Raw genomic sequence first — 24,513 nt, 5'->3', positions numbered from 1 at the left:
AGGGCGGCTGCTAGCGTCGGGCTCCTGAGCGGGAACAGAGCGACGGGGGCTGGGCGACCATGGACTGGGACACCGACGGGTGGGTCAACAGGCGCAGGTGGTACGAGGACGAGGACATGTACGTCCGCCGGCAGCGGCGGGTCGCCGAGGAGCGGGCCGCGGACTCCGATGCGCGGATCCAGGACCAGCTGCGTCGGGTCACCGCGCAGAAGGAGTCGCTCGAACGGCAGGTGGCCAGGCTGGGCGCGGCCTTCGACGCCTTCGTCGAACTGACCGCGGTGCGGGGTGCGCTCGGGGCGCACGGGCCGGCAGCGGCCGCCCGGGAGCAGGCGCGGCAGCTGCTGGCCGCCCTGGTCCAGGGGCGGCCGGGTGAGGCGCGGGCCGAGGCGGTCCAGGGATACTGGCTGCCCCAGGCGGCGAACGGTCTCGCCTTCCTGGTGGGTGGGGACGCGGAGGCGGCCCGGTCCGCGCTGGCGGCGGCAGCGGGCGTGGACTCCCAGCGCACCGGGCTGTTTCTGGCGCTGGCACTGCCGCTGGCCGGGATGCCCGGGCTCGCGGTGCCGTGGCTGGAGCGGGCGCTCGGCCCGGCGGTCGGCCGACACGGTCAACTGACCCTCGCCGTAAGGGAGGTGTGGATGCTGGCCGGGGCGGGTGGGTACGGGGACCCGGGCCGGGAGGTCGTGGTCCGCTGGCTCGCCCAGGCGCAGGACCCGGAGGCCGTGGAGGAACTGCACACCACGCTGCGGCCGCGCCCGCGCGGCTCGGAGGCCGAGTACGACCCGGCGCGTACCTTCCAGGCGAGGGCCGCCGTACGGGAACTCGCCGAGCTCGGCCGACTCCTCCGACCCGTCGCGCCTGCCGACTCGTCCCACCCGGTGCCCTCGGCAGCCCTGCTCGACGCACTGATCGGCGAAGGCGCCCCGGAGGAGGCGGCGTTGCTGCTGCGGGCCGGGCAACTCTCCGCCGAGGTGAGCCGTTTGCGCTCCGGCACGCAGACCGAGCCCGAACCGCGCTGGGACGCTCCGGCCGACGACCTGCAGACCCTGCTGCTGGCGGACCTGCGGGGCGGCTCTCCGCTGGGGACCGTCGCCCAGCAGGCGCTGTCCGGTGCCATCGGCCCGCTCGCCGACCGACTGCTGGCCGAGGCCTGCCCGGAGCGCCCGGACCGGGTCGAGGCGAAGATCGACGGACAGTCGGTCACCCTGCTCGTCGATCAGCCGCTGGCACCCCAACTCTCACAACTGGACGCCCTGGTGGACCAGCGCTCCCAGCCCGGGCAGGGTAACTGGCTGACCGCACGCAAGCTCGCCGCCGAGGCCGCTGAGGTCGCCGAGGAGCGCAAGGCGGCCAACCGGGAGAAGGCCCGGCAGGCGATCACGGCCTTCACCGTCGAGTGCGACAAGCTCACGGGCCTGCGTCAGGAGGCCGAGCAGGAGCACGCCGCGCTCGTCGCCCGGCTGGCCGAGCTGAAGCCGCCGGCCACCCGGCACAGGGGGTGACGGCCTCGACCCCGACCGGCTCCTCAGGTGTTGGTCCCGTGGTGGGCGAGGGCGTCGACGACACGCTGGAGTGAGGTGCCGAGGTTCCAGCGGGCGGCCAGCTCCTCCAGGGCCATCGGGTCCAACGGCTCGGTGGGCAGGGTGAGGTCGAGGTCGGGCAGGGGGATGTCGGAGGCGACGCCGACGACCCTGGGGGCGACGGCGAGGTACTCGGCGGCGTCGAGGATGCGCTTGCGCTGGGTCGGGGTGAGCTTGGCGGCCGGGTCGGCGGCGGCGGCCTCGATGCCGGCCAGGTCGCCGAACTGGGCGATCAGCCTGGCGGCGGTCTTCTCGCCGATGCCGGGGACGCCCGGCAGGCCGTCGCTCGGGTCGCCGCGCAGCACGGCCATGTCGGCGTACTGGGCGCCGGTGACCGCGTACTTCTCCGTCAGCAGTGCGTCGTCGGTGAGTTGGAGGGTGCCGACGCCCTTGAGCGGGTAGAGCACGCGCACCCGGCGCGCGTCGTCCACCAGCTGGAAGAGATCCCGGTCGCCGGTGACCACGTCGACGGGGCCGGTGGCCCGGGCGGTGAGGGCGCCGATGACGTCGTCGGCCTCGTAGTCCGGGACGCCGATGCGGGGGATGCCGAGGGCGTCGAGGACGGCGGTGATGACCGGGATCTGCGGGCTCAGCGTGTCCGGGGTCTCCTCCGCGCCCGCCTCGGCCAGGGCCGGGTCCTCGGCGACGCGGTGGGTCTTGTAGCTGGGGATGAGATCGACCCGCCACTGCGGACGCCAGTCGGCGTCCATGCAGGCCACGAGCTGGTCGGGCGCGTGGTCGGTGACCAGGCGCGCGATGAAGTCCAACAGGCCGCGCACCGCGTTGACCGGCTCGCCCTGGGGAGAGCGGAGCGAGTCGGGCACGCCGAAGTAGGCGCGGTAGTACAGACTCGCGGAGTCCAGCAGCATCAGGGTGGGCGCAGCGGTGGTGCCGGCGGCGGTTCGGCTCATGCGCCCATCTTGCCGCACGGCGCCGACATCGCCCGGTTGGACGCGGGGACGGGTGCGGGCTGAGCAGGCACGCTTGACACCGTGGGCATGGGGGAGCACCATCGGGCGCACCCCAGTGTTTACAGTGTTCACTTATCCGAATCCGGAGGGCCCGCGATGGCCTGGAGCGCAGCCGACGTCCCCGACCAGAACGGCCGGGTGGCCGTCGTCACCGGCGCCAACAGCGGCCTCGGCCTGGAGACGGCCAAGGTGCTCGCAGCCCGCGGCGCGACCGTGGTGCTGGCCTGTCGCGACCCGAAGCGGGCCGCCGCGGCGGCCGACATCGTCGGCGGGCAGGGCGGCAAGGCGGAGCTGCTCGCCCTCGACCTCGCCTCGCTCGACTCGGTCCGCGCGGCGGCCGCCGAACTGCGCGAGCGTTTCCAGCGGATCGACCTGCTGGTCAACAACGCCGGCGTGATGTTCCCCGCCTACGGCAGGACGGCCGACGGCTTCGAGCTCCAGATCGGCACCAACCACCTGGGCCACTTCGCCTTCACCGGGCTGGTCCTGGACCGGCTGCTCCCGGTGCCCGGCTCGCGCGTGGTGGTCGTGGCCAGCCTCGCCCACCAGTTCGCCCGCGGCGGGGTGAACTTCGACGACCTGCAGTCCGAGCGCGGCTACAACCGGATCGGCGCCTACGGCCGGTCCAAGCTGGCCAACCTGCTCTTCGCCTACGAGCTGCAGCGGCGGCTCGCCGCCGCCGAGGCCCGCACGGTCGCCGTCGCGGCCCACCCCGGCTACTCCAGCACCGAGCTGACCCGCCATCTGCCCGCGTGGATGCAGCCCGCCAACCGCGTCCTCGTCGAGCCGCTGTTCGCCCAGCCCGCCGAGCAGGGCGCCCTGCCGAGCCTGCGCGCCGCGACCGACCCCGACGCGCTGGGCGGGCAGTACTACGGTCCGAGCGGATTCCAGCAGATGCGCGGCGCGCCGAAGTTGGTCCGCTCCATCCCCGCCTCCCACGACACCGCCGCACAGCAGCGGCTGTGGACGGTGTCGCAGGAGCTCACCGGCGTCGCCTACCCGGTCTGAGCACCCGGTCCCGGCGGGCCGTCAGACCAGCTCGGGGCGCTGCCACTCCTCGCCCAGCACGTGGTGGGCGAGGAAGGCCAGCACCGTGGAGTACCAGACCTTGGCGTTGTTGGGCTTCAGGATCCAGTGGCCCTCGTCGGGGAAGTACAGGAACTTCGCCGGGATCTCGAAGCGTGCCAGCTCGTTCCAGAGGGCGAGGCCCTCGCCGATCGGCACGCGGTAGTCCTTGTCGCCGTGCACGACCAGCATCGGCGTCCGGATCTGTGCCGCGGCGCGGTGCGGCGAGGAGTCCAGGTGGCGCTCGGGCCGGGTGAGCGGGTCGCCGAAGTGGCGGCGCCAGAAGAAGGCCGCGTCGGTGGTCCCGCCGAACGACTCCAGGTTCCACAGGCTGGCGTGGGTGACGATGGCCTTGAACCGGTCCGTCCGGGTGGCGATCCAGTTGGCCATGTAGCCACCGAACGAGCCGCCCATCATCGCGGTGCGGGTCGCGTCGACCGCCTCGTGCTCCAGAGCGGCGTCCGTCAGCGCCATGACGTCGCGGTAGGGCGTGCCGCCCCAGTCGCCCCAGCCGCGGGCGTGCATGTGCTGCCCGTAGCCGGTGGACAGGGCCGGGTCCGGCAGCAGCACCGCGTAGCCGGCCGCGGCGAAGACCCACGGGTTCCACCGCCAGGTCCACGCGTTCCAGCTGGCCTGCGGGCCGCCGTGGACCCACAGCAGGAACGGTGCGGGCGTCTCGGGCGAGGCGTGCTCGGGCAGCACCAGCCAGGCGCGCAGCGCCTGCCCGTCCTCGGCGGTGGTGTGCACCTCGACCAGGCGGCCCGGCACCGCTCCCACGTCGGCGGGCGTCGGCAGCGTGGCGGGCGTCTGGTCCACCGTCACCGCGTCCAGCCGCACCGGCGTGGGCGGCGCGTCCACGGCGCTGCGCAGCGCGTACAGCGTGGCGCCGTCGGGGGAGACGCACAGGTCGGTGTAGGCGCCGGAGGCGGTCAGCCGGGTGACGGTGCCCTCGGCGGTGTCCAGCCGGAAGACCGGGGAGTGGCCGAGCTCGTCCGCGACGAAGAACACCGTGCCGTCCCCGGCGACGGGCGAGGGGACGACGACGGCCGGCCAGTTGTCGAAGCCGGGAGTGATGTCGTGGCCGTGGTCCTGCGGGTCCGTCGCGTCCGCGACCAGCCACAGCGTCGCGTCGGCGCTCTGCTCCCAGTCGCCGGTCGAGCCGCTCAGGCACAGCAGGGAGCGGGAGTCGGCGGTGAACACGGGCGAGGTGAACTGCGCGTTGTCGGCGTCGATCCGGCGCACCTCCTTGCCCGTGGCGGCGTCGGCGACCACGATCGCGTCGCGGAAGTCGCCGCCCGCGAGGGGGACCTGGACGGCGTAGGCGACCAGGGTGCCGTCGGGCGAGACGGCGACGGACTGCTCGAACCGGTTGCCCGGGCCGCAGTCCACGACGGGCAGGTGGGTGCTGCCCGTGCCGGTGGCGGCGTCGAGGTCCGCACCGGCGACGGAGAAGACGTGCGGCACGCCGGGCCCGAGGTCGTGGTCCCAGAACCGGACCAGCGGGCTCTCGTGCAGCACGGCCGAGACCTTGGCCTCCTTGCGGGCCTTGCGCAGCTCCGCGTCGCGCGCGGCGTCCTCGGCGCCGGGCAGCAGCCCGCCGACGAACGCCAGCCGGTCCGAGCCGCGGGCGGCGACGTACCCGCCGACCCCGCCCGGACGGGTCATCAGCCGCTGCGCCTCGCCGCCGTCGGCCGACAGCGCCCACAGCGCCGTCTCCTCCTCGTCGGCCTCGCCCTTGCCGGGGTCGGCGGCAGGACGGGCGGACAGGAACAGCAGCGTCCCGTCCGCCCGGAAGCCGGGCGCGGACTCGCCCTCGGTCGACCGGGTCAGCCGCCGCGCCGGCCGCTCGCCCCGCGGGTCCAGCTCCCACAGGGCGTTCAGGTAGCGGGTCCCGTCCGCCGAGAGCTCGGCCACGGTGGTGACCAGGCGTCCGCCGTCCGGTGAGAGAGCGAGCCCGCTGACGCGGCGAGCCGCGAGGAAGGCGTCGATCGAGTGGAACGGAGTTGTCGGCGGGTGGGGATCGCTGCTGCTTGCGCTGTTGCTTGAGCTGTCGGTCGTCGGCATGCGGACAGTCTCGTCCGGTGGGCTCCCGCTGGCCAGGGTGGGCCCAGGTGTCTTTCGGCTTTTCTCGCTCAGCGCAGTGCTGTGGGCTGCAGCGAGGCGGCGGTGACGAGCGCCTGGGCGAGACGTGGATCGTTCCCCTGCTCCGGGTGCCACTGGACGGCCACGAGGAACGGCGAGCCCGTGCCGGCATCGGACTCGACGGCCTCGATCGTGCCGTCGGCGGCGTGGGCGGAGACGCGCAGCCCCCGGCCGATGACGGCGACGCTCTGGTGGTGGTAGGTCGGCACGTCGAGCTTCTCCGTGCCGAGGATCTCCGCCGTGCGGGTCTCGGGCACGGCGGCGACGACATGGCGGCCGTACCGGCCCGGCTCGGGGGAGTGCTCCTCGCTCCCACCGAGGAGGTCCGGCAGATGCTGCGTCAGCGTGCCGCCGAGGGCGACGTTCAGCAACTGCATGCCTCGGCAGATGCCGAGCAGCGGCACGCCCTGGTCGATCGCGGCGTGAATCAGCGCGAGCTCCCACGCGTCGCGGGTCAGCGAGTCCGGCGTGGGCGTCTGCGTGTGCGGCCCCTCCACCTCCCCGTAGCGCGCGGGCGCGACGTCGGGCCCCCCGGCGATGACGACTCCGTCGAGCCGCGAGACGAGCTCCCCGGCGGCGTCCGGGTGCTCGTCCGGCGGCAGCAGGGCGACCAGGCCGCCACCGGACCGGACGAACGCGGAGTACCGGGCGGGCGCGAGCTCGGCGGGGGCGTCGTGCCAGACGCCCCACGAGGCGGGTGAGACGTAGGTCGAGACACCGATCAGCGGGCGTGACACGGACGAAACCTCCAGAGAATGGGACGTTGCACTACCAGGGGCGCGGGGCTGTGACATGTGCGGCTCCGCCGCGTGGGCGCGACAACCCATCGGCGTGCGATTGGCCCTGCGCGTGCCGGTCACCAGGTCGGTGGGTGGCTTGTCGCGCAGTTCCTCGCGCCCCTGAGGTGGTTGCAGCGAGCCGTTCGTTCACGACAGGAACCCGCGGAGCAGCGCCGCCGTACCCGCGAGGTGTTCGCGCATGGCGACGCGGGCGCGGGTCTGGTCGCCCGCGAGGATCGCGTCGATCAGTTCCTCGTGCTGGCGCTGCGAGTGCTGCAGGTTCGGCGTCAGCAGCGGTATGCAGTCCAGCAGTTCGTTGACCGTCGCGCGCACCGCCGCGTACTGCGCGGCGACCGACGCCGAGCCGCTCAGCTCGGCGATGGCCAGGTGGAGGCGGGTGTCGAGGCGGCGGTACTCCTCCAGGGAGGCCGCGCCCGTCTCCGCCAGCAGGAGCTGGAGCCGTTCCGCCTCCACGCCCTGCGGCCTGCGCGCAGCGCAGAGTTCGGCCGCTCCCAGCTCCAGGACCTGGCGGAAGAGGAGGGTGTCCTCCAGGCGGTCACCCAACTGCTCCGCGCGGCGCCGCAGCGCCGCCCCGCCGCTCGCGGCGGCGGGCGTCGGCGCGGGGGCCAGGACGAACGCGCCGCCGTAGCGGCCCCTGCGGACCTCCAGCACGCCCGCGTCCTGCAGCACCTTGAGCGCCTCGCGGAGCGTCACGCGACTGATCTGGAGCCGGTCGGCGAGCTCGCGCTCCGGCGGCAGGCGGTCGCCGACCGGGACGAGGCCCAGCCGGATCAGCTGCAGCACCTTCTCGACGGTCTCCTCGAAGGTGTTGCCGGAGCGCACGGGACGGAGCACCGCGGCATACGGGTCCGCTGTGTCGGTCGCCTCGTTCGACGCGCCATTTTCGATCATGGCACCCCCTTCCCTTCCAATGGTACAAGGCCATACCTTTAAAGCGCCCGACCTGGTCCAGATGCACCCGGAGGCACTACCCCATGACTTCTCAAGCGCCGCCCGCCCGCCGGGGACTGCTGAGCCTCGACGCGCTGCGCGACCTGGTCGCGTCAGGAGAGATCCACACCGTAGCCGTGGCCTTCACCGACATGCAGGGCAGGCTGCAGGGAAAGCGGTTCGCAGCCGGCCACTTCCTCGACGAGGTCGTCGCCCACGGCACCGAGGGCTGCGCCTACCTGCTCGCCGTCGACGTCGAGCTCAACACCGTCGACGGCTACGCGATGGCCTCCTGGGAGAGCGGCTACGGCGACTTCGCCCTGGTGCCGGACCTCGGCACCCTGCGCCTCACCCCTTGGCAGCCCGGGACCGCGCTCGTCACCGCGGACCTGGCCTGGGAGGACGGCGCACCCGTCGCCGCCTCGCCGCGCCAGATCCTGCGCCAGCAGCTGGACCGGCTCGCCGAGCTCGGGCTGACCGCCTGGGCCGGGACCGAGCTCGAGTTCATCGTCTTCCGCGACACCTACGAGCAGGCCTGGGAGCGCGGTTACCGCGGCCTCACGCCGGCCAACCAGTACAACGCCGACTACTCGCTCCTCGCCACCGCCCGGATCGAGCCGCTGCTGGCCCGGATCCGCAACGAGATGGGCGGGGCCGGCATGGTCGTCGAGTCGGCGAAGGGGGAGTGCAACCTCGGGCAGCACGAGATCGCCTTCCGCTACGACGACGCGCTGACCACCTGCGACCAGCACAGCGTCTACAAGACCGGCGCGAAGGAGATCGCCTCCCAGGAGGGCATGGCGCTCACCTTCATGGCGAAGTACAACGAGCGCGAGGGCAACAGCTGCCACATCCACCTCTCGCTGCGCGACGCCGAGGGCAGGCCCGCCTTCGCCGACGAGCACGGGCACATGAGCACGCTCATGCGCCACTTCCTCGCCGGACAGATCGCGGCCATGCGCGAGCTGACCCTCCTGTACGCGCCCAACATCAACTCCTACAAGCGGTTCCGCCCCGGCTCCTTCGCCCCCACCGCGGTGGCGTGGGGCAAGGACAACCGCACCTGTTCGCTCCGGGTCGTCGGCCACGGGCCCTCGCTGCGCTTCGAGAACCGTGCGCCCGGCGGGGACGTCAACCCCTACCTCGCCGTCGCCGCCATGATCGCCGCCGGTCTGCACGGCGTGGAGCAGCGCCTCGAACTGCCCGAGGCCTGCACCGGCAACGCCTACGAGGCCGACTACGCCCACCTGCCGACCACGCTCCGCGAGGCGTCCGAGCTGTGGACCGCGAGCGAGCTGGCCAAGGCCGCCTTCGGCCCCGAGGTCGTCGCCCACTACGCGACCATGGCGCAGGTCGAGCAGGACGCCTACGACACCGCCGTCACCGACTGGGAGCGCTACCGCTCCTTCGAGCGTATGTGAGCCCGGACATGACCGAGAATCTCTCTGATGTTCTGCGGGTATTGAATCCCGCCACCGAAGAGCTCGTCGCGGAAATCCCCACCACGTCACCCGAACAGGTGGATGCCGCCGTCGAACGCGCCGTGAAGGCCCAGCAGAGCTGGGTCTCCTTCGCGCCAGGGGACCGCGCCCGCCTGCTGCGCCGCTTCGCCGACGGCGTCGACTCCGCCGTCGACGAGCTCGCCGACCTGGAGGTCACCGAGGCCGGCCACACCCTCGGCAACGCCCGCTGGGAGGCCGGCAACGCCCGCGACCTGCTCGAATACGCCGCAGGCGGCATCGAGCGGCTGACCGGGCGGCAGATCCCGGTGGCCGGCGGACTCGACGTCACCTTCCACGAGCCGATCGGCGTCGTCGGCGTCATCGCGCCATGGAACTTCCCCATGCCGATCGCCGCCTGGGGCGTCGCCCCGGCGCTCGCCGCCGGCAACGCCGTGCTGCTCAAGCCGGCCGAGACCACCCCGCTCACCGCGCTGCGGCTGGAGCGGATCGCGCTCGACGCCGGGCTGCCCGAGGGCCTGTTCCAGGTGCTGCCGGGCCACGGCCGGATCACCGGCCAGGCACTGGTCGACCACCCGGACGTGCGCAAGATCGTCTTCACCGGTTCGACCGCCGTCGGCAAGCAGATCATGTCCCGCTGCGCCGCGAACCTGAAGCGGGTCACCCTCGAACTCGGCGGCAAGAGCCCCAACATCGTCTTCGCCGACGCCGACCTGGCCCGCGCCGCCGCTGCCGCGCCCATGGCCTTCCTGGACAACAGCGGCCAGGACTGCTGCGCCCGCACCCGGATCCTGGTCCAGCGCGAGGTCTACGACGACTTCCTGGCGCTGCTCGTCCCCGCGATCGAGGCCGTCCGCGTGGGCGACCCGCGCGACGCCGCCACCGAGATGGGCCCGCTCATCTCCGCCGTCCAGCGCGAGCGGGTCCGCTCCTACCTGACCGACGACGTGCCCGTCCTGGCGCAGGGCACCGCGCCCGAGGGGCCCGGCTTCTGGCAGGCCCCGACGCTGCTCGCGCCCGAGGACGCCGGCAGCCGAGCCGCCACCGAGGAGATCTTCGGTCCCGTCGCGGTCGTGCTGCCCTTCACCGACGAGGCCGACGCGCTGCGCCTGGCCAACGCCACCCGCTACGGCCTCTCCGGCTCGCTGTGGACCCGCGACGTCGGCCGCGCGCTGCGGATGGCCCGCGGCGTCAACGCGGGCAACCTGTCCGTCAACTCGCACAGCTCCGTCCGCTACTGGACGCCCTTCGGCGGCTTCGGCGAGTCGGGGCTCGGCCGCGAGCTCGGCCCGGACGCGCTCGCGCACTTCACCGAGACCAAGAACGTCTTCATCAGCACCGAGGAATAGGAAGAGCCGTGACCAACCAGCAGGAAGAGTCCGTCTGCCGCCGCCTGGTCGGCCGCACCGCCGTCGTGACCGGTGCCGGCTCCGGCATCGGCCTGGCCACCGCGCGCCGCCTGGCGTCCGAGGGCGCCAACGTCGTCTGCGCCGACGTCGACGAGACGGCCGGCAAGGCCGCGGCCGAGGAGGTCGGCGGCACCTTCGTCCAGGTCGACGTCACCGACGCCGAGCAGGTCGAGGCGCTGTTCAAGACCGCGTTCGACACCTACGGCAGCGTCGACATCGCGTTCAACAACGCGGGCATCTCCCCGCCCGACGACGACTCCATCCTCACCACCGGCCTCGACGCCTGGCGCCGGGTCCAGGAGGTCAACCTGACCTCCGTCTACCTGTGCTGCAAGGCCGCGCTGCCCTACATGCAGCGGCAGGGCAAGGGCTCGATCATCAACACCGCGAGCTTCGTGGCCAAGATGGGGGCGGCCACCTCGCAGATCTCCTACACCGCCTCCAAGGGCGGCGTGCTGGCCATGTCCCGCGAGCTCGGCGTGCAGTTCGCCCGCGAGGGCATCCGCGTCAACGCCCTCTGCCCGGGGCCGGTCAACACCCCGCTGCTGCAGGAGTTGTTCGCCAAGGACCCGGAGCGCGCCGCGCGCCGCCTGGTGCACATCCCCGCCGGCCGCTTCGCCCACGCCGAGGAGATCGCCGCCGCGGTCGCCTTCCTCGCCAGTGACGACTCCTCCTTCATCACCGCCAGCGACTTCCTCGTCGACGGCGGCATCTCCGGCGCGTACGTGACGCCGCTGTAGGCCTGCCTTTAGCCGCGCCTGGGACGGTGGTCCCGCCTCCGTTCCAGGCACGGCGACAGAAGGTGGGAGGGCGCCTCATGGCACCGGACAGCGGACCCGCTCGCAGGCGTTCCCGCCGGGCGGCCCTCGGCCTGGCCGGAGCCCTGGCCCTCACCCTGGTCTCCTGCTCCCACCACGACCACCCGGACCGGGCCTGCCTGGACACCGTGACGAACAAGGTGGTCGCCGACCAGCTCTGCGACGGCGCCCCCGGCCGCGGACTCCTTCCCACCGATCGCTACCAGTGGTACGAGGCGGGCGGCGACTCGCTGCTCCTGCACGGCTTCCACCGGCTCCTGGAGAAGGGCTTGGACAAGGGGAAGGGCGAGCACGGCGGTCTCCTCGGCCACCTCGGCCACGAGAAGGGGATCCACATCCATGTCCCCTGACCGGACAGCGCGGACTGACTGGATGCTTATCGCGGTGCCTGTACGGTCTCGGATGTGAGTGAGACTGCGCCCCCGCCTGCGGGCTGGTACCCGGACCCCAAGCCCGCGAACTCGGACGCCCCGGGCGAACGCTGGTGGAACGGCTCCGAGTGGACCGTGAGCACCCGCACCGACGACACGACGGTGTTCATCTCCGGCGAGCCGCCGGTCGACCGTGCCCCGCGCCGCCCCCGCGGCCCGCTGCTCGTCGGCGCGATCGCGGCGGTCGTCGGCATGGGGATCGGCTCACTGGTCACCTACTTCGCCATGGACGGCAACAGCACGCAGTCGACGGCGACCAGCCGACCCTTCGCGGGCGGCGGCACCGGCGGCACCGGTGGCAGTGGCGGTCAGAACGGCGGGGACGGCCTGAACCCGTTCGGTGGCGGCAGCGGCGGCAGCAACGGGAACGGCGGCAGCAACGGCGGTACGGGCGGCGGCAGCGGCGCAGGCTCGAACCTCGCCGTGGACGCCGCCGACGGCCTCAGCATCCCGCTCCCCAGCGGCTGGACCGGCGGCACCACGACCGACGGCCACGCCTCCGCCTCCTTCGGCAGCTACACCTGCGCCGGTGCGAGCGGCAGCTCCGGCAACACCTGCTCGCTCGCGGGCGCCGACACCGTCACGCTCACCACGCCCGTCAGCACCGGCGCCCAGGCGGCCGCGGAGCAGGACATCACGGCGGCGGTCAAGGAGTCCTACGGCGACGTGACGGGCCACCAGGTCCTGCAGGAGAAGGCCGTCACCGTGGCGGGCCGCTCCGGCTACCTCGTGCGTTGGCAGGTCGACGCCAAGGTCGGCAACAACGGCACGGTCGAGACGGTGGTCTTCCCCGACAAGGCCGGCGACAAGCTGATCGCGCTCCGCCTCGGCTTCGACATCGCCGACAAGGCGCCGAGCCTTTCCGTCATGGACCAGATCGTCTCCGGCGTCGCCGACTTCAGCGGCGCCACCACCGGCGGCCAGGCCCCGGGCACGAGCTGAGGCCATCGCCACGCCAGGCGCCGGGGCGGATCCGCCCCATCGCCTGGCGTGGCGATCCCTGCCTGCGGCCCGCCTCGCATACCGTGCTGCCGGGACGTATTCCGTCCAGGACCGGCCGGTGGCGGGAGGCGGGGGCACGGTATGGCAGACGACAACTCCGGCCCGACTCCTCCGGCGGGAGACGGACCGTCCGACGCGGCCCGGCCGCCGGACCGGCGCCGAGGCGCCCTGCGGGAGGTCTGGCACCGGGGCGCGCAGCTCGAGCTGATGGGGCGGTCCATGGGCTTCGCGGCGCAGGGTCTGGTGACCCTGATGCCGCTGCTGATCGTGGTGGCCGCGATCGACCCGTTCCAGGACCGGGGCTTTCCGGAGTGGGTGGCCGACGGGATGGGCCTGCCCTCACACACCGCCGGTCCGGTCTTCCGGCTGTTCACCACCCCGCACCAGGCGGAGCGGGCCGCCGGCGTTCTCAGCCTCGCCCTGCTCGCCGGCTTCGGACTGGCCTTCGCCGCGCAGGTGCAGCTGGTCTACGAGAAGGTGTGGGAACTGCCGCCCCAATCCTGGCGCGCCGTCTGGCGTCAGGTCGTCTGGCTGGCCGCACTGGTCGGATACGTCGCCCTCGAGACAGAGAGCGGCTCGCTGCTGCGGGGAGGCGTCCTGGTGTCGGCCGAGCGGGTGGCGCTGTTGGGAGCCTCGGGGCTGCTGTTCTTCTGGTGGGGGCAGCGGTTCCTGCTCGGCGGGCGGGTCGGGTGGCGGGCGCTGCTGCCCGGAGCCGTCGCGACGATCGTCGGTCTGGGTGGGCTGCGGATCTTCTCCTCGCTCGTCTTCAATCCCATGATCGCGGACAATGCCGAGGCCTACGGTGCGGTCGGCGTCGTGCTCGTCGTGGAGTGCTGGCTCATCGGCGTCGGTTTCGTCTTCTACGGGGGCGCGTTGGTCGGGCGCCAGCTCGACGAGCGGCTCCGTGTGGCGAGGCAACGGGCCCGGACCGACGATTGAGGTCGTCTGCGTGTCGCCCGGAGAACGAAGGACACCGATGGCCACCTTGACGGTATGGAAGTTCGCCACCCCGACGGCGGCGGACGAGGCTCTCGACACCCTCAAGCAGTTGCAGCGCCAGGAACTGATCAAGATCCAGGACGGGGCCGTGATCTCCTGGCCCGCCGGAGCGCGGAAGCCCAGGACCCGCCACCTGAGCGACCTGACCGGCATGGGTGCGTTGGGAGGGGCCTTCTGGGGCTTCCTCTTCGGGCTGATCTTCTTCATCCCGCTCCTGGGCGCGGCGCTCGGCGCCGCCGGCGGGGCCCTGGGCGGCCACCTCGCCCACTTCGGCATCGACGACAGCTTCATCGGCGAGGTGCGGGAGAAGGTGACGCCGGGCACCTCGGCCCTGTTCGTACTCAGCTCGGACGCCGTGCTCGACCGGCTCAGGCCCGCGTTCGCGGGGTGGGAAGCCGAACTCCTCCAGACGAACCTGTCGACGGAGGAGGAGGCCCGCCTCCGCGAGACGTTCGCCGAGGGCGAGTAGGCGAGTAGGCGAGTCGGTGTCGGCGAGTCGGTGAGCAGCGCGGAGCGAAGGCACCCGGACAGCCCTGCCGGACTGGCGGACCCCCGGGGGCGGCCGGAAGCTGACTCGTGCGCGCCCGGTCGCGCGACACAGGAGGTTCGTCATGGCAACGACATCGAGCAACGCGGGGTCCGCCCCTTCCCGACGAGGGGGTGGTTGGGCCGCCGGCGCGACCGTCTTCGCGGGAGTCCTGCTGCTGATCAACGGCACCCTGGGCATCCTCCAGGGCGCGAGTGCCGTGTCGAAGGACAAGATCTACATCGCCACCGCCCGCTATGTGTACCAGTTCGACCTGACGGGCTGGGGATGGGTGCAGATCGCCCTCGGTGCCGTCGCCGTCGTGGTCGGCGTGGGGCTGCTGGCCGACCAGACGTGGGCCCGCTGGGCCGGCATCGTCATCGCCGCCCTGAGCCTGGTCGGGCAGTTCCTCTGGCTTCCCTACTACCCGTTCTGGGCCATCGTCGTGATGGCGATCGACGTCTTCATCATCTGGGGCCTGACCCGGCCCAGCATGGTGCGGGACCACTGACGCCGCGCCCCGTGGTCAGGGCACGTCGCGTAGGCTCGCGGGGTGGAGCGGAAGAACATCCCTGACCCGGGGTTCGCGGGTGACGACGGTTCGGCGGACCCTCGGCTGGCGGCGGCGCTGGCCGCCTACGCGGCGGAGCCCGTGCAGGAGAACGAGGAGAGGGTGCTCGCGCTGCTCGCGACCGCCCGGCTGATGGTCCCGATCGTCGCGGTGCTCGGAGAGGTCGAGACGGACGCGAACGGTCTCCGGCATGAGAAGACCAGCGACATGGCCGTCCCCACCATCCAGGCCCCCGACGGTCGCAAGGGGCTTCCCGCATTCACCTCGCTGGAGTCCCTCGCCGCGTGGCGGGCCGACGCCCGCCCCGCGCCCGTGCCCGCGTCCCAGGCCGTCCAGGCCGCCTGGTCCGAGCACGCGGAGGCCCTGCTGATCGATCTGGCCGGTCCGGTCTTCTTCGAGCTGAGCGGCGCGGCGATGCGCGCCGTGGCGGAGAGTCGCGCCCATGTCGCGGCGCTGCGAGACCCGGCGGTCGCGGACGAACTGCGGGCGATCCTCGGCAAGCACGCCGTCGTCCTGCGCGCGCACCTGCTCGCGAGCGAGCAGGCGGACGGGCAGCTGGTGCTGATCGTCGCCCCGGACACCAAGCCGGACGCGCTCCAGGCCGTCGCCGCGAGCCTCACCGAGAGCGAGCTCCTGCGCATCCGCCTGGACCGCGGCCTGGACCTCGCGGTCGTCGCCCCGGGCGGCAACGAACCGACGAACGCTTTCTACGCACGGACGTAAGGGGCGCGAGGCTCTGCCAATCAACTGCCTGCGCGACAGTCCCCCTGCCTTCGGCCGGGGAGGTGCCCCCCTCTGACCTGACGGCAGATGGCCCTCGACGCGCAGGGCCATCCGCACCGGGTGGTTGCTCGCGCCCACGCGGCCGAGCCGCACAGGCAGAGCCTCGCGCCCCTGAGGTCGCTGCTGCCGAAGGTCAGCTGTAGACCGGGCCGGTGAACTTCTCGCCCGGGCCGGCGCCCGGGGCGTCCGGGACCAGGGAGGCCTCGCGGAAGGCCAGCTGGAGGGACTTGAGGCCGTCCCGCAGCGGGGCCGCGTGGAAGTTGGAGATCTCCGGCGCGCCGGCGGTGACCAGGCCCGCCAGGGCCGTGATCAGCTTGCGGGCCTCGTCGAGGTCCTTGTGGGCCTCGCCGCCCTCCGCGAGGCCCAGGTTCACCGCTGCCGCGCTCATCAGGTGGACGGCGACGGTCGTGATGACCTCGACGGCCGGGACGTCCGCGATGTCGCGGGTGAGGTCGTCGAAGTCGGGGGACTGGGGAGAGGGGGAGTCGCTCATGGGCCTCAGTCTGCCGGAACCACCCCCATGAGCGGGAATTCTGCGGTACGGCGCGACGCTGCTATGCTTGCAGACTGAGACCGGCCAGGTACCGCTCCGCCGCCAAGGCTGAGGCAGTCCCGGCCCGCAAGTGGAGGCTCCGACTTCCCACCCGTCACGACCTCGCGGTCGTCGGGTCAAATGGTCCAGACGAGGCGATCCCGCCTGTGTCCGTCCTGTTGCAGGACAGGATACGGAGGGAACGTTCCCGTCGGTTGTGCCATGGAGCTCCGCCTGCGCGTCATGCGGGGCTTTTTTCGTGCCCGCGGTGCTATTGAGTATCGGTACCGCGGCACGCATGAAGCTCTGTGTGGCGGTACCCAGCCAGCGATCGCGGCTGCCGCCCGGCAGGCCGTGGGTGCAACCGAGGAGGATCCATCAGCACCGAGCCCCGCATCAACGACCGGATTCGCGTCCCCGAGGTGCGACTCGTCGGTCCCAGCGGCGAGCAGGTCGGCATCGTGCCGCTTGCCAAGGCGCTTGAGCTCGCGCAGGAGTACGACCTCGACCTGGTCGAGGTTGCTGCGACCGCACGCCCGCCGGTGTGCAAGCTCATGGACTACGGCAAGTTCAAGTACGAGTCGGCCATGAAGGCCCGTGAGGCGCGCAAGAACCAGGCGCACACGGTCATCAAGGAGATGAAGCTCCGGCCGAAGATCGACCCGCACGACTACGAGACCAAGAAGGGTCACGTCGTTCGGTTCCTCAAGCAGGGCGACAAGGTCAAGATCACGATCATGTTCCGTGGCCGTGAGCAGTCCCGCCCCGAGCTGGGCTTCCGACTGCTGCAGCGCCTGGCGGAGGACGTTCAGGAGCTCGGCTTCGTCGAGTCCTCGCCGAAGCAGGACGGCCGAAACATGATCATGGTTCTCGGTCCGCACAAGAAGAAGACCGAGGCCATGGCCGAGGCTCGTGAGGCCCAGGCTGCCCGCAAGGCCGCGGCTCAGGCCGGCGTCGTCCCGCGTCGCCAGGGTGGCGCGGACGAGGTCGACGAGGTCGAGGTCGACGAGGTCGAGGCCGATGAGGTCGAGGTCGACGAGGCCATCGAGGCCCCGGTGGCGGAGCAGCCCGAGGCTGTCGCCGACGCCGAGACGCCGGCCCCGGCCGGCACGGAGGCCGCGGCCGGCTGATCGCCGGACGCGCCTGCACAACCCGGCTCTCCGAGTGCCCACCCGGAGAGTCCCTGTCAGAAACGAAGCGCTCCCGCTCGGGTCGCCGCAAGGCGGAACGGGCGGGAGCGGACCGACGAGGAGAGTACGGCGACATGCCGAAGAACAAGACGCACTCCGGTGCCAGCAAGCGCTTCAAGCTCACCGGCTCCGGCAAGGTCCTGCGCCAGCGCGCCGGTCGCCGTCACCTGCTCGAGCACAAGTCGTCGACGCTGACCCGCCGTCTGGCCGGCACCGTCGAGGCTGCCCCCGCCGACGCGAAGAAGATCAAGAAGCTTCTCGGCAAGTGATCGCTGCCCCTCGGGGCTCGCTGATCCTTTTCGACCACATTCGTAACCGGGCCGTGTGACTCCCACCGCGGTCCCTTTGAAGGAGTAATAACGTGGCACGCGTCAAGCGGGCAGTGAACGCCCACAAGAAGCGCCGGGTCATCCTCGAGATGGCGAGCGGCTACCGTGGCCAGCGCTCGCGCCTGTACCGCAAGGCGAAGGAGCAGGTCACCCACTCGTTCGTCTACAACTACAACGACCGCAAGAAGCGCAAGGGCGACTTCCGTCAGCTCTGGATCCAGCGCATCAACGCGGCCGCCCGCGCGAACGGCATGACCTACAACCGCCTGATCCAGGGCCTGAAGGCTGCCAACATCGAGATCGACCGCAAGATGCTGGCCGAGCTGGCCGTCAACGACTCCGCCGCGTTCGAGGCGCTGGTCGAGGCCGCCCGCAAGGCGCTGCCGGCCGACGTCAACGCGCCGAAGGCCGACGCCGCCGCCTGAGCTGCCTTCGCGGTGGCGCAGTAGCACCTCCACCCGCAGGGTGGATGCAACCGGGCCCGCAGGGGGTGACCCCCTGCGGGCCCGATTCGTTCTACCGGTCTCCGGTCTTGTCCGGTCTTGGAGTGATGATCACCGCGATGTCCCTGCCGCACCCGTCGTCCCAGCCCGAGCTCACCTCGCTGCGCTCGCCCCGGGTCAACGCCGCCCGGCGGCTCTCCCGCCGCGCCCAGCGCGGCAAGGAGCGGCGTTTCCTCGCCGAGGGCCCGCAGGCCGTGCGCGAGGCCGTGGACTTCGGCACCCTCCCGGACGGCAGCCACTCCGTGGTGGAGATCTACACCACCCCGGAGGCGGCCGAGCGCCACGCCGACCTGCTCGCCCGCGCCCGCGCCGAGCGCGTCCCGGTGCTGACCGCGACCGACGAGGTCATCGCCGCCGTCTGCGACACGGTCACCCCGCAGGGCATCGTCGCCATCTGCCGCTTCGTCGACACCTCCTTCGAGGCGGTCCTCGCCGCGAAGCCGCGGCTGGTCGCGCTGCTGGCCAACGTCCGCGACCCCGGCAACGCCGGCACCGTGCTGCGCACGGCCGACGCGGCCGGCGCCGACGCGGTCGTGCTGACCGACGCCTCCGTGGACCTCTACAACCCCAAGGCCGTGCGCGCCTCCGTCGGCAGCCTCTACCACCTGCCGGTGGCCGTCGGCGTGCCGGTCGAGCAGGCCGTCGCCGGGCTGCGCGAGGCCGGCATCCGGGTCCTCGCCGCCGACGGCGCGGGCGAGCGCGACCTGGATGCCGAGCTGGACGAGGGCACCCTGGGCGCCCCCACGGCCTGGCTCTTCGGCAACGAGGCCTGGGGCCTGCCGGAGGCCACGCGTGCGCTGGCGGACGAGGTGGTGCGAGTGCCGATCCACGGGCACGCCGAGAGCCTGAACCTCGCCACGGCCGCCGCCGTCTGCCTCTACGCCTCCGCGCGCGCCCAGCGTGCGCCCGGAGGGTGTCGTTCCTGACTGCCGCGGGTAGGGCCGTTTTCGCTAGGGTGGCCATCCGGGGGCTGGGGGAGCGGAGGTGGGGCGCATGTCGGGCCGGCTACCGGGGCAGCGCGTCGCGCCCCCACGGATCGCGTTCGACCCCGAGGAACTCCCCGACGGCCTGCTGATCGCCGACGAGCACGGTCGCGTCGTCGTCTTCAACCGTGCGGCGGTCCGGGTGACCGGCCTGGCCGCGGAGACGGTACTCGGTCGTCCGCTGGACGAGGCGCTGCCCCTGGAGGACCTGGAGGGCCGCCGCTGGTGGCAGCTCACCGACCCCTACGGCGGCCTCGACATCCGCACCCGTCAGCCCGAACGCAACCTGCTGCTGCCCGGTCCCGGCGGGCGCGAGGTCCTGGTCTCGGCCCGCTACGTCCGCGACGTCGGCTGCGGTCCGGTCCGGCGCGTGGTCGTCGCGCTGCGCGGCACGGAGGCGCGGCGACGCACCGAACGCAGCCACGCCGAGCTGATCGCGACCGTCGCGCACGAGCTGCGCTCGCCGCTGACCAGCGTCAAGGGCTTCACGGCGACGCTGCTGCAGAAGTGGGAGCGGTTCACCGAGGACCAGAAGAAGCTGATGCTGGAGACGGTCGACGCCGACGCGAACCGGGTCACCCGGCTGATCGCGGAGCTGCTCGACATCTCCCGGATCGACTCCGGCCGGCTGGAGGTCCGCAGGCAGCCGGTGCGGCTGGACGGCGCGGTGCAGCGCCATGTGGACGGGCTGGTCGCCGCCGGAGTGGCGGCGGAACGTTTCTCGATCCGGATCGAGGAGCCGCTGCCGCTGCTGTGGGCGGACGCGGACAAGATGGACCAGGTGCTGGGCAACCTCCTGGAAAATGCGGTGCGCCACGGCGAAGGCACTGTCACCATCGAGGTCGAGCCCGCGAAGTCCGTGGAGACGTCCGGGCGGGTCCGCGAAGGGACGGCGGTGACGGTGAGCGACCAGGGGCCAGGTATCCCCGAGGAGTCGATCCCGCGCGTCTTCACCCGTTTCTGGCGCGGCAGCAAGCGCGGCGGCACGGGGCTGGGTCTCTACATCGTCAAGGGCATCGTCGAGGCGCACGGCGGAAGCATCCGCGTCGACCGCGGGCCCGAGGGTGGCGCGAGTTTCCGATTTATTCTGCCGCCCGGGATCCCTGAAGTACTGGCGTAAGCCACATCAGGGGCGCGAGGCTGAACCGATATGCGGCTCCGCCGCGGGGCGCGAGAAACCACCCTGTGCGGATGGCCCTGCTCGTTCGGTGAATTCCCGCCTCGGGTGGCTTGTCGCGCCCACGCGGCGGAGCCGCAAATCGGTCCAGCCCCGCGCCCCTGAAGGTGCATGGCGCCTGGACTGCGAAAGGGATCCGTCCCCGAACCCATTAGACTCGGCGATTGGCCGCGCGTTGCCGCAAACGGGAAGAGAGAGATGTCCGCACCCAACAAGTCGTACGACCCGGTGGAGGTCGAGGCGTTGAAGCCGGAGGAGATCGAGCGTCTTCGCGACGAGGCGATCGCCGCCTTCGCCGCCGCCACCGGTCTCGACGCCCTGCACGAGGCCAAGGTCGCGCACACCGGTGACCGCTCCCCGCTCGCCCTCGCGAACCGTGAGATCGGCGCGCTGCCGCCGGCCGCGAAGGCCGCCGCGGGCAAGCTCGTCGGTGCCGCCCGTGGCGCGGTCAACAAGGCGCTCGCCGAGCGCCGTGTCGCGCTCGAGGCCGAGCGGGACGCGCGCGTGCTGGTCGAGGAGGCCGTGGACGTCACGCTGCCCTACGACCGCGCCCCGCGCGGCGGCCGGCACCCGCTGACGACCTTCGCCGAGCGGCTGATGGACGTCTTCACGGCCATGGGCTACTCCGTCGCCGAGGGCCCCGAGGTCGAGGCCGAGTGGCTGAACTTCGACGCCCTCAACATGGGCCCGGACCACCCGGCGCGTTCCACCCAGGACACCTTCTTCCTCAAGGACGCCGACTCCGTCGTGCTCCGCACGCACACCTCCGGTGTGCAGATCCGTTCGCTCCTGGCCGCCGCCGAGCCGCCGGTCTACGTGATCTGCCCGGGCCGCGTGTTCCGCAGCGACGAGCTGGACGCCACGCACACCCCCGTCTTCAACCAGGTCGAGCTGCTCGCCGTGGACGAGGGCCTGACCATGGCGGACCTGAAGGGCACCCTCGACCACATGGTCGCGTCGCTCTTCGGCGAGGGCATCTCCACCCGCCTGCGCCCCAACTACTTCCCCTTCACCGAGCCGTCCGCCGAGATGGACATGGTCTGCTTCGTCTGCCGCGGCGAGTCCGTCGGCAACCCGGACCGTCCCTGCCGGACCTGCTCCTCCGAGGGCTGGATCGAGCTCGGCGGCTGCGGCATGGTCAACCCGCGCGTGCTGGTCGCCTGCGGGATCGACCCCAACAAGTACAGCGGCTTCGCGTTCGGCTTCGGCATCGAGCGCATGCTCATGTTCCGGCACAACGTCGAGGACATGCGAGACATCGTCGAGGGTGACGTGCGTTTCACCCTTCCGTTCGGGATGGAGATCTGATGCGCGTCCCGCTTTCCTGGCTGCGGGAGTACGTCGACCTCCCCGCCGGCGAGACCGGCCGAGACATCCAGACCAAGCTGATCCGCGCCGGCCTCGAGGTCGAGGGCGTGGAGCAGCTCGGCGCCGACCTCAAGGGCCCGCTCGTGGTCGGTCAGGTGCTGGCGATCGAGGAGCTCACCGAGTTCAAGAAGCCGATCCGCTACTGCCAGGTGGACGTCGGCGACGCCAACGGCACCGGCGAGCCGCAGAACATCGTCTGCGGTGCCCGCAACTTCGCGGTCGGCGACAAGGTCGTCGTGGTGCTGCCCGGCGCGGTCCTGCCCGGCCCGTTCCCGATCGCGGCGCGTGCGACCTACGGCAAGACCTCCGAGGGCATGATCTGCTCGGCCCGCGAGCTGGGCATGGGCGACGACCACGACGGCATCATCGTGCTGCCGCCGGAGTACGAGCCCGGCACCGACGCGATCGAGCTGCTGGAGCTGGTCGACGAGGTGCTGGACATCGCGGTGACCGCCGACCGCGGCTACTGCCTGTCGATGCGCGGCGTGGCCCGTGAGACGGCCATCGCCTACGGCCTGCCGCTGCGCGACCCGGCCCTGATCGACGTGCCGCCGGCCAACGCCTACGGCCCGCTGGTCAAGGTCGAGGACCAGTTCGGCTGCGACCGTTTCGTCGCGCGCAGCGTCGTCGGCGTGGATCCGGCGGCCAAGTCGCCGATCTGGATGCAGCGCCGGATCCAGAAGGCGGGCATGCGCCCGATCTCGCTGGCCGTCGACATCACCAACTACGTGATGATCGAGATGGGTCAGCCGCTGCACGCCTACGACCGGCACCGCGTCGACGGCGCGATCACGGTCCGCCGCGCGACGCCGGGCGAGAAGCTGCGCACGCTGGACGGCGTGGAGCGCACCCTCGACGCCGAGGACCTGCTGATCTGCGACGGACCCTCGGGATCCCGCCCGATCGGCATCGCCGGCGTCATGGGCGGCGCCGGCACCGAGATCGCCGACGCGGTCGTCGACCCGGAGACCGGCGAGGTCAACGGCACCACCGAGATCGTCATCGAGGCCGCGCACTTCGCGCCCGTCTCGATCGCCCGCAGTGCGCGGCGCCACAAGCTGCCCTCCGAGGCGGCCAAGCGCTTCGAGCGCGGCGTCGACCCGGAGGCCACCAAGGCCGCCGCGCAGCGCGCGGTGGACCTGCTGGTCCTGGTCGCCGGTGGCACCGCCGAGGCGGGCGTGACGGACATCGCCGCGCCGCACCCGGTGCACTCGATCTCCATCTCCGCCGACCTCCCGGACCGCGTCGCGGGCCAGGAGTACGGGCGCGAGACCGTCGTGCGCCGCCTCCAGGAGGTCGGCTGCACGGTCGTCGGCAGCGACGTCCTCGTGGTCACCCCGCCGACCTGGCGTCCCGACCTCACCGACCCGAACGACCTCTGCGAGGAGGTCATCCGGCTGGAGGGCTACGAGAACCTGCCCTCCACGCTGCCGAACGTCCCGGCGGGCCGTGGCCTGACCGAGGCGCAGCGGCTGCGCCGCCGGATCGGCATCGCGCTGGCCTCGGCCGGTCAGGTCGAGGTGCAGAACTACCCGTTCATCGGCGAGGCCGTGCTCGACAGCCTCGGCATCGAGGCGGGCGACCCGCGCCGCGCGACCGTGAAGATCGCGAACCCGATCTCGCACGAGGAGCCCTCGCTCCGCACCACCATGCTGCCGGGCCTGCTGGGCGCGCTGCACCGCAACGTGGGCCGCGGGAACACGGATGTGGCGCTGTTCGAGCTCGGCCGGGTCTTCCGCGTCGACGGCACGGCGGAGACGCTGTACCAGGCGCCTCGCCTGCCGGTGGACCGCCGTCCCACCGAGGACGAGATCGCGCAGCTGGACGCGGCCCTGCCGCGTCAGCCGTACCGTGTCGGCGCGGTGTTCGCGGGCAGCCGCGACCCGCAGGGCTGGTGGGGCAAGGCGACGGCGTGGACCTGGGCCGACGCCGTCGAGGCCGCGCGCACCGTCGCGGACGCCGCCGGTGTCGAGCTGACCGTCCGCCAGGACCAGCACACCCCGTGGCACCCGGGCCGCTGCGCCGCGCTGTACGTCGGCGAGCAGCTGGTCGGCCACGCCGGTGAGCTGCACCCGCGCGTCGTCAAGGCGATGAACCTGCCGGAGCGCACCTGCGCGATGGAGCTCGACCTCGACCTGCTCACCGAGGGCGGCGCGGCCAAGGCCACCGGCCCGAAGATCTCCACCTTCCCGGTGGCGACGCAGGACGTGGCGCTCGTCGTCGACGACGCGGTCAAGGCCGCCGACGTCGAGGCCGCGCTGCGCGCCGGTGCCGGCTCGCTGCTGGAGTCGCTGCGCCTGTTCGACGTCTACCGGGGCGAGAGCCTGGGCGAGGGCAGGAAGTCGCTGGCCTACGCGCTGCGCTTCCGCGCCGCCGACCGCACGCTGACGGCCGACGAGGCCTCCGCGGCTCGCGAGTCGGCCGTGGCCGAGGCCACCGCCCGCGTGGGGGCGACCCTGCGCGGCTGACGCCGGTCGGCAACGACAGAGGGAGGCACCTCGGGCACGACGCCCGGGGTGCCTCCCTTTCTCTGCTGCTCTGCGTCATCAGCGCCTGACGGCGACGGCGATCCGCACCACCGGCAGCATGCAGACGGCCTGTACGGCGGCGAACCAGAGCGGGCAGACGCCCGGGACCAGGTCGATGCCGATGATCGCGACCGGCAGCACGACACCGACCACGCGCAGCCGCGCCGGCGACAGCCGCAGCAGCACCGACGAGAGCAACGGCAGCAGACCGGCCCGGACCCACATGAACGTGCTGGTCGCGCCGCCGCTCGCGGACACGGCGACGACCGTGAGCAGCGCGGCGGTGCTGAGGACGGCGTAGACCTGGACGCTGCGCCGCACCGTGAGCGAGGTGTTCGCGGTGTTCTCCATGCTCGTGATCTCCATGCCTTCGACGCTACGGAGCGGCCGAGGGCGCCGGTATGCGTCCGGGCCCACGA

The 24,513-nt window shown here is 72.4% G+C and carries 24 protein-coding genes; 18 read left to right on the top strand and 6 right to left on the bottom strand.

The window, feature by feature from the left end:
- Positions 1-59: 59 nt before the first annotated feature.
- On the top strand, positions 60-1,499 hold the full coding sequence (locus BMY61_RS35065; RefSeq protein WP_042449948.1) for a hypothetical protein: 1,440 nt from the start codon (positions 60-62) through the stop codon (positions 1,497-1,499).
- Between the two features lie 23 nt (positions 1,500-1,522).
- On the opposite strand, the gene BMY61_RS35060 is transcribed toward BMY61_RS35065, so the two are convergent.
- Positions 1,523-2,446, bottom strand: a complete 924-nt coding sequence (locus BMY61_RS35060) for a 5'-3' exonuclease (RefSeq protein ID WP_042450067.1) — start codon at positions 2,444-2,446, stop codon at positions 1,523-1,525.
- Between the two features lie 198 nt (positions 2,447-2,644).
- Here BMY61_RS35060 and BMY61_RS35055 point away from each other — a divergent pair, with 198 nt between their 5' ends.
- On the top strand, positions 2,645-3,556 hold the full coding sequence (locus BMY61_RS35055) for an oxidoreductase (RefSeq protein WP_042449946.1): 912 nt from the start codon (positions 2,645-2,647) through the stop codon (positions 3,554-3,556).
- A 21-nt stretch (positions 3,557-3,577) separates the two neighbouring features.
- Here BMY61_RS35055 and BMY61_RS35050 read toward each other — a convergent pair whose 3' ends face one another.
- The 3 genes from BMY61_RS35050 to BMY61_RS35040 form a co-directional block, all read right to left on the bottom strand.
- A complete protein-coding gene (locus BMY61_RS35050) occupies positions 3,578-5,677 on the bottom strand; it encodes a S9 family peptidase (protein WP_082015121.1) in 2,100 nt (699 codons plus the stop codon).
- Between the two features lie 68 nt (positions 5,678-5,745).
- A complete protein-coding gene (locus BMY61_RS35045) occupies positions 5,746-6,492 on the bottom strand; it encodes a gamma-glutamyl-gamma-aminobutyrate hydrolase family protein (RefSeq protein ID WP_042449944.1) in 747 nt (248 codons plus the stop codon).
- 189 nt (positions 6,493-6,681) lie between these two features.
- The gene (locus tag BMY61_RS35040; protein WP_042449942.1) at positions 6,682-7,446 is read right to left on the bottom strand and encodes a FadR/GntR family transcriptional regulator; all 765 of its coding nucleotides are present in this window, start codon (positions 7,444-7,446) and stop codon (positions 6,682-6,684) included.
- An 83-nt stretch (positions 7,447-7,529) separates the two neighbouring features.
- Between BMY61_RS35040 and BMY61_RS35035 the strand changes: the two genes are divergently transcribed.
- The 9 genes from BMY61_RS35035 to BMY61_RS34995 all read left to right on the top strand — a co-directional run bounded on the left by BMY61_RS35035 (position 7,530) and on the right by BMY61_RS34995 (position 15,424).
- Complete coding sequence (locus BMY61_RS35035; protein WP_042449940.1) at positions 7,530-8,906, top strand: glutamine synthetase family protein; 1,377 nt, start codon at positions 7,530-7,532, stop codon at positions 8,904-8,906.
- Between the two features lie 8 nt (positions 8,907-8,914).
- The gene (locus BMY61_RS35030; RefSeq protein ID WP_042450063.1) at positions 8,915-10,294 is read left to right on the top strand and encodes an aldehyde dehydrogenase family protein; all 1,380 of its coding nucleotides are present in this window, start codon (positions 8,915-8,917) and stop codon (positions 10,292-10,294) included.
- An 8-nt stretch (positions 10,295-10,302) separates the two neighbouring features.
- Entirely contained in the window at positions 10,303-11,094 is a 792-nt protein-coding gene (locus BMY61_RS35025; RefSeq protein ID WP_042449939.1) for a 3-oxoacyl-ACP reductase, read from the top strand.
- A gap of 77 nt (positions 11,095-11,171) precedes the next feature.
- Positions 11,172-11,522, top strand: coding sequence for a hypothetical protein (locus BMY61_RS35020; RefSeq protein WP_042449936.1), 351 nt, complete (start codon positions 11,172-11,174; stop codon positions 11,520-11,522).
- A gap of 54 nt (positions 11,523-11,576) precedes the next feature.
- The gene (locus BMY61_RS35015; protein ID WP_042449934.1) at positions 11,577-12,545 is read left to right on the top strand and encodes a DUF2510 domain-containing protein; all 969 of its coding nucleotides are present in this window, start codon (positions 11,577-11,579) and stop codon (positions 12,543-12,545) included.
- A gap of 141 nt (positions 12,546-12,686) precedes the next feature.
- The gene (locus BMY61_RS35010; RefSeq protein ID WP_082015120.1) at positions 12,687-13,544 is read left to right on the top strand and encodes a YhjD/YihY/BrkB family envelope integrity protein; all 858 of its coding nucleotides are present in this window, start codon (positions 12,687-12,689) and stop codon (positions 13,542-13,544) included.
- 37 nt (positions 13,545-13,581) lie between these two features.
- Positions 13,582-14,073 (top strand): DUF1269 domain-containing protein, encoded by a 492-nt coding sequence (locus BMY61_RS35005; protein ID WP_042449933.1) that lies wholly within the window; start codon positions 13,582-13,584, stop codon positions 14,071-14,073.
- A gap of 142 nt (positions 14,074-14,215) precedes the next feature.
- Positions 14,216-14,641, top strand: a complete 426-nt coding sequence (locus BMY61_RS35000; RefSeq protein WP_042449931.1) for a DUF7144 family membrane protein — start codon at positions 14,216-14,218, stop codon at positions 14,639-14,641.
- A 42-nt stretch (positions 14,642-14,683) separates the two neighbouring features.
- A complete protein-coding gene (locus tag BMY61_RS34995) occupies positions 14,684-15,424 on the top strand; it encodes an SseB family protein (protein ID WP_042449929.1) in 741 nt (246 codons plus the stop codon).
- 193 nt (positions 15,425-15,617) lie between these two features.
- On the opposite strand, the gene BMY61_RS34990 is transcribed toward BMY61_RS34995, so the two are convergent.
- Positions 15,618-15,977 (bottom strand): DUF1844 domain-containing protein, encoded by a 360-nt coding sequence (locus BMY61_RS34990; RefSeq protein WP_042449927.1) that lies wholly within the window; start codon positions 15,975-15,977, stop codon positions 15,618-15,620.
- A 347-nt stretch (positions 15,978-16,324) separates the two neighbouring features.
- On the opposite strand from BMY61_RS34990, the gene infC reads away from it, so the two are divergent.
- The 7 genes from infC to pheT all read left to right on the top strand — a co-directional run bounded on the left by infC (position 16,325) and on the right by pheT (position 24,034).
- A complete protein-coding gene (gene infC / locus BMY61_RS34985; protein WP_075004187.1) occupies positions 16,325-17,146 on the top strand; it encodes a translation initiation factor IF-3 in 822 nt (273 codons plus the stop codon).
- 134 nt (positions 17,147-17,280) lie between these two features.
- The gene (rpmI, locus tag BMY61_RS34980) at positions 17,281-17,475 is read left to right on the top strand and encodes a 50S ribosomal protein L35 (protein ID WP_042364316.1); all 195 of its coding nucleotides are present in this window, start codon (positions 17,281-17,283) and stop codon (positions 17,473-17,475) included.
- A 92-nt stretch (positions 17,476-17,567) separates the two neighbouring features.
- Positions 17,568-17,960 carry a 50S ribosomal protein L20 gene (rplT, locus tag BMY61_RS34975; protein ID WP_042418653.1) on the top strand — a complete coding sequence of 131 codons (393 nt, stop codon included), beginning with the start codon at positions 17,568-17,570 and terminating at the stop codon, positions 17,958-17,960.
- A gap of 137 nt (positions 17,961-18,097) precedes the next feature.
- Complete coding sequence (locus BMY61_RS34970; protein WP_042450059.1) at positions 18,098-18,964, top strand: TrmH family RNA methyltransferase; 867 nt, start codon at positions 18,098-18,100, stop codon at positions 18,962-18,964.
- A gap of 67 nt (positions 18,965-19,031) precedes the next feature.
- Positions 19,032-20,141, top strand: a complete 1,110-nt coding sequence (locus tag BMY61_RS34965; RefSeq protein ID WP_042449924.1) for a sensor histidine kinase — start codon at positions 19,032-19,034, stop codon at positions 20,139-20,141.
- Positions 20,142-20,396: 255 nt separating this feature from the next.
- On the top strand, positions 20,397-21,506 hold the full coding sequence (gene pheS, locus BMY61_RS34960; RefSeq protein WP_042449923.1) for a phenylalanine--tRNA ligase subunit alpha: 1,110 nt from the start codon (positions 20,397-20,399) through the stop codon (positions 21,504-21,506).
- Positions 21,506-24,034: a phenylalanine--tRNA ligase subunit beta gene (gene pheT, locus BMY61_RS34955; RefSeq protein WP_042449921.1), complete on the top strand. Its 2,529-nt coding sequence runs from the start codon at positions 21,506-21,508 to the stop codon at positions 24,032-24,034. Before pheS ends, pheT begins: the two co-directional genes overlap by 1 nt.
- Positions 24,035-24,112: 78 nt before the next feature.
- Here pheT and BMY61_RS34950 read toward each other — a convergent pair whose 3' ends face one another.
- Positions 24,113-24,460, bottom strand: a complete 348-nt coding sequence (locus BMY61_RS34950) for a hypothetical protein (RefSeq protein WP_042449919.1) — start codon at positions 24,458-24,460, stop codon at positions 24,113-24,115.
- Between the last annotated feature and the right edge of the window lie 53 nt (positions 24,461-24,513).

The sequence above is a fragment of the Streptacidiphilus jiangxiensis genome, from assembly GCF_900109465.1.
In the GTDB taxonomy this organism is placed as follows: domain Bacteria; phylum Actinomycetota; class Actinomycetes; order Streptomycetales; family Streptomycetaceae; genus Streptacidiphilus; species Streptacidiphilus jiangxiensis.
Note: the sequence above shows the minus strand (reverse complement) of the source record. Positions and strands in the feature narration are given on the sequence as shown.